The 5,767-nt window shown below is 37.8% G+C and carries 3 protein-coding genes; all 3 read left to right on the top strand.

The window, feature by feature from the left end:
- The coding region (locus F6K40_RS38290; protein WP_293144953.1) for a zinc ribbon domain-containing protein at nucleotides 1–273 on the top strand (273 nt) is incomplete at its 5' end.
- Between the two features lie 362 nt (nucleotides 274–635).
- Entirely contained in the window at nucleotides 636–3,575 is a 2,940-nt protein-coding gene (locus tag F6K40_RS38285) for a phycobilisome rod-core linker polypeptide (RefSeq protein ID WP_293144950.1), read from the top strand.
- Nucleotides 3,576–3,913: 338 nt separating this feature from the next.
- Nucleotides 3,914–5,056, top strand: coding sequence for a phycobilisome rod-core linker polypeptide (locus F6K40_RS38280; protein WP_293144947.1), 1,143 nt, complete (start codon nucleotides 3,914–3,916; stop codon nucleotides 5,054–5,056).
- Nucleotides 5,057–5,767: the final 711 nt, after the last annotated feature.

Raw genomic sequence — 5,767 nt, 5'->3', positions numbered from 1 at the left:
GGAACATCTCAAACTTGTCCTAAATGTGGAACACATACGGGAAAGAAAGAACTCTCGGAACGGAGACATAGATGTAGTGAATGTGGATACGAGACAGACAGAGATCATGCAGCATCAGAAGTAATCAGATTGCGTGGTCTAGAAAAATTGAGTACCCAGGGACTCTGGGGAATAGAAAATGCCTATGCAGTCGGTCTGCCAGGGACGGAGTTGCCTCCGTCTAGGTCAGAGGCGAAACCTCGGGAGAGAAAAACTAGGAATACCAAACTGTGAGGTTTGGAAGCCCGCGCTGTACCGTCAAGTCAGCGTCGGGAGGATGTCACTGAGACATAATATTAGTAGTTAATAGTCATAATTCTCAAGATTTTCGGCTCCAATTAACTATTAGAAAAATTATCACAACCAATTTAGGACTGCTATAGACATTTACAGATAATTATGTTAATCTATTCATGCTTTAGGATATATTCTATATTATTATGAAAGGCAGTTCCAAATGCTATAGCGGATGGAATAGAGGGATTAGGAGTAATTCCATTCAGGGTAACACCTGGAAAAGTGAGTTGATAATAGATGAATATTTGTCTATAAACTTACAAACTCTTAGCTTAATTAACCCCGACTTATGAAGATATATGATCAACAATACTTTATTTCGCCCTTCTGTAATCAAAGCTGCTCGAGAAAAATTCAATCCGGAAGGTTTTGATTTAGCAAAAGCTATAAAAAGGAGAAAAATTGCTTTAAATGCTCCTCCGCCTCCTGAAAAGAAAGAACCTGCTGAAAGTCATATCAATGCTTTTTCGGATGATCAACTAATAGAGTTAATCGAACCCAGTTCTGAAGCAGAACGGGAGCTTGTCATTGAAGCAACTTATAAACAGGTGTTTGGTAATGCTCATCTGATGGAAAGTGAGAGATTACCGCAAATTGAATCTCAACTCCGCCGTGGTCAAATCTCTGTTCTGGAATTTGTCCGTCAGTTAGCTAAATCCGAGCGATATCGAGTCTTGTTCTTTGAGAGATGCACTAATTTAAGAGCGATAGAATTAAACTTTAAGCATTTGCTTGGTCGCGCTCCCGAAAATTATGAGGAAATATCTAAGCATATTAAGATTTTGGCTGAAGGGGGTTTTGCAGCAGAAATAGATTCCTACCTAGATAGTGATGAATATTGTCAAAGTTTTGGGGAAAATATAGTTCCTTACTATCGGGGATATAAAACTCAAACTGGTAAAAATTTAGCTGGATTTACTCATTCCTTCCAATTGTTGCGGGGTGCATCCAGTAGCGATAAATCAATTTTGAACAGCTCTTCACCTCAACTACAAGAAGCACTGATTGATGACAAACCTACTGAAATTCAACCTCTTTCCATAGCTGCCCCAGTACGAAAAAAATCCCCTGTAAAAGAAGTAGAATATAAATTTACAGACCTCGAACTTAGTGGCTATAAGTATAAATCAGCAGAGTATTTAACAACTCCTGTTTCACCAAATACTTGGTTGCAAGAGTATAAAGCTCGTGAAGCTGCTGCTACTTTTCCTGCTGCTAGGGAAAGTCAACCAGTTAAATTATTTGATGGTGATTCTGGCGAGGAACTGGAGATAGTTATCCGAGCAGCTTATAAGCAAGTTTTTGGTAATGTTCATCTGATGGAAAGTCAGAGATTACTGATTGCTGAATCAAAGTTAAAAGATGGACAATTCACTGTTAAAGATTTTATTCGGGAGTTGGCACAATCAGATTTATATCGCTCTTTATTTTTTGAGACTTGCGCCAATGTCAGAGCGATAGAATTAAACTTTAAGCATTTGCTTGGTCGCGCTCCAGACAACTTCCAAGAGGTATCCGAACATATTGTTATATTAGCTGAGAAGGGTTTGGCTGCTGAAATTGATTCTTATCTTGATAGCGAAGAATACGAGGAGAATTTTGGTAAGGATACTGTTCCTTATTACGTTAGCTACGAGACACAAACTGGCAAAAATGTAGCTGGATATAATCGTATTTTCCAATTAATTAAAGGTCAAAGTAGTAGCGATCGCTCTATTGCCTCCTCTATTGAATCTAGTAAGCGTTCTCAGCTAGAGCAGTCTTTACTGGAAAAAGCTGAGAAACCAATAGTTTTCAATCCCGAAGAGTTTAACTTAGCCAAAGAATTAGGTGTTGGTATTTACCAACCGGGTTCTCAGATACCTACAATCAGCGATCCCTATATCAAGGCTTTTGCAGATACTAAACCGATAGAATTATTTACTGGAGATTCCGTTGCAAAGCAACAACTTGTCATTGAAGCAGCTTATAAGCAAGTTTTTGGTAATGCTCATCTGATGGAGAGCGAGAGATTGCCAGAAATTGAATCTCAACTCTGCAGTGGTCGAATCACTGTGATGGAATTTGTCCGTCAATTAGCTAAATCAGAACGATATCGCGCCTTATTCTGGGAAAAATACTCTAATTTAAGAGTGATTGAATTAAACTTTAAACACTTGCTTGGTCGCGCCCCTGAAAATTACGCGGAAATCTCTAAGCATATTAGTATTTTGGCAGAAGGTGGTTTTGAAGCAGAAATAGATTCTTACCTAAATAGTGATGAATATTATCAAACTTTTGGGGACAATATAGTTCCTTACTATCGCGGATATCAAACTCAAACAGGTAAAAATCTGACTGGATTTACCTATTCCTTCCAATTGTTGCGTGGCGCTTCTAGTAGCGATAAATCAATTTCCCAAGATACTTATGCTGAATTAGATCAAACCCTACTTAGCGATCGCTCTAATCAAATTACAGACTTTTCTGGAGATTCTAATGCTAACGATCTAAGTAGCCAAAGTGTCGAGTCTCAACCAATACCACCTAGTGAGTATCCTGTTTATAATGGAACATCTGTAAGTCAAAGGGCTATTATCAGCCAAAACGAATATAAAGAAGTAAATGCTAGTCCGATTAAGTTTAAGTTTGTTCCTGATAGTTCATTTGAAGATGTAGAATTAGTTATTCGAGCCTTGTACAAACAGGTTTTGGGTAACGCTCATATTATGGAAAGTGAACGATTAACTGTTGCTGAATCTCAATTAAAAAACGGTGATATTACTGTTCGTGAATTTGTACGTTGTTTGGCAAAATCAGAATTGTATAAAGCTCGATTCATTGATAATTGTCCCCGCTATCGTTCCCATGAATTAAACTTCAAGCATCTTCTTGGTCGCGCTCCCGACAGTTATCAAGAAACTGTCTATCACAGTCATATTCTAGATACTCAAGGTTATGAAGCTGATATTGATTCCTACATTGATAGTCAAGAGTATGAAGAAGCTTTTGGGGAAAATATAGTCCCTTACTATCGAGGGTATAAAACTCAAACAGGTAAGAGCGTAGCGGGATATACCTATATGTTCGAGATGTTTGAAAGTTTCTCTACAAGTGATAAGGCTACTTTTAGCGGAAATCAATCTAAATTACAAAATCAGCTAATGTCTAACAATCCTAATATTCTTCAATCTGTTAATGATAGTCAACCTATTACTGATACCGTTCAGTTAGTTAGAAAAGTCCTTAACCTTATTTAATGACGAGGTTGAAGAATTTAGCATCTGTGATAGAATTCGGAGGCGCGTGAGGTACAAAATTTGATTTACAGGACTTACGAAAAATGCCAGGTTATACGCCATCTGTAGGGGCTTTCCGACCGTTCGCTCCTACTAAATATAGCAGTTTTGCGTAAGTCCTGATTTAGTAGTTTTGGTAACACAGGCTTCCAGCCTGTAACAAGTAGGATGCTTGAACTGCAAAAATAGAGATTAATCTTCAACTGTACCTCACTATTCTCAAAAGTTCTGTAAATGTAAGACTGTAATTTTGTCACAGAAATTCTTGTAAATTATCTTTTTTATATCTATATTGAATAATGCTTCAAAGTTTACCTAACCCAGTGAAAAAATCTCAGAAATCTAAATCACCTCAGAAAGCTCAATCTCTATTCAAGGCTTCAGTACAGGATCAAACAAAAACCTTGACTGAAAAATACCGCGATAGTTATCCTGACACTGCTCCTGTAACATTTAATGGTGATTCTGCTTCGCAAGAAAATGTGGAATTACTCATTAGAACTGCTTACAAACAAGTTTTTGGTAATGCTCATCTGATGGAAAGTGAGCGATCGAGAGAAATTGAATCTCAGTTTCGCAATGGTCAGATAACAGTTAGCGATTTTATCCGAAAATTAGGAAAATCAGAGCGATATAAAGCATTATTCTGGGAAAAATGCCCTAATGTAACCACTATAGAATTGAATTTTAAACATTTACTGGGTCGCGCTCCCGAAAGCCAGGATGAAATTGCTCAACATATCAAAATCTTGACAGAAGATGGTTTTGAAGCAGAAATTGATTCTTATATTGATAGCGAGGAATATATCCAAAATTTTGGAGACGATCAAGTCCCTTACTTCCGAGGTTACTCCTCCCAAACGGGCAGAAATGTAGTAGGTTTTACTCACTCATTCCCATTATTAGGAGTTGCTTGTAGTAGCGATAAGTCAACTTTGGAACATACCAGTCCCAAATTACAAACTAATCTGATCCAAAATAATCCCAGTAGTATTCCTCCTCTTCGCCCTATTCCTGACTCATATCCCGAATCTTTTGTTTTACCTCCTGAAACAAATATTCCTCCTGAATTCAGGATGATGGCAAAAGAGTTACTTTCCAAATTCACCTTCACCAACCTTGCTGTCCTTCCGAGTCTTCAAGATTCAGGCACTACTCCCAAAATTGATGCTCTTCAAAAATTATCTGTTGTTGAGCTCAAGAGTAAGGATGAATCTCTAGATGCAGAAACTTCTACAGAAAAGACAGATATCTCTGATAATTCACCTGAAGCTACTATAAAGTTGTTAAATCTTAATTTCGAGAGAGGTTTATTAGCCAAAGATTACTCAATTTCTAAAACTTCATCTTATCCTCCTCTACCCAATCGCCGTCCAGGAGCGAACCTGAATAAATTTATTGATCTGGTTCGTAATATACCCGCTCGTCTTCGAGAGAAGTAATAGCTGAGGAGTCATTTCAGTTATCAGTTATCAGTTATCAGTTATCAGTACCTCTGGCTGTTTGCGTAGCATGACCTAGGAAACCCAGAGGCTTGAAATACTGAAGTTCATTTTCTCTTGGTCGATTGGATATGGCGAGGTCTCCTCGCCATCCCATCCTAACGGAATGCTCCGCATTCATGTCGGTGACAGCCGTTAACGTAGTTATGCGTAGCAAAACGACCACTTTTCATCCCCTTAAAAGGGGAGACTTGAGACCTTATTTTTTGGTCAATAAAATACTCAAATACACTATTTTCCCTTATCAAAACTAATGTATAAAAATTAGGAAGCAATTTCAAATCCCTAAGCGTATCTATAGAAATATATAATAATTTGTGAAAAAGTAGGAAGATCAAAATCTTAATGCTGTGAAGATTTCCCACAAACAAACAGCACAAAGCAAACTGAAGTTATTGTCAGTTAAGCTGCTGTGAGCGAATAAATTTTTTTTGGTGACCTTACTTGCCTGACGAATGAAACCAGACTATCTCTTAAATGTCTTTGTAGGCTTGCCTTGCAGTGGCTGGATCTAGATTAAATTCAGTGTCTACAAATTGCACTGGATCAAAAGTATTAATCCACACATGAGCGCCACATTTGGCTGGATTATAAGGTCGATAGACGATGTGGCAAGGACCTGAAATATATAAGTCATAACCATAATCGTTC

It is taken from the genome of Okeania sp. SIO3I5 (assembly GCF_010672085.1).
Lineage (GTDB): Bacteria > Cyanobacteriota > Cyanobacteriia > Cyanobacteriales > Microcoleaceae > Trichodesmium.
This window is presented reverse-complemented; position numbering and strand designations above follow the sequence as displayed.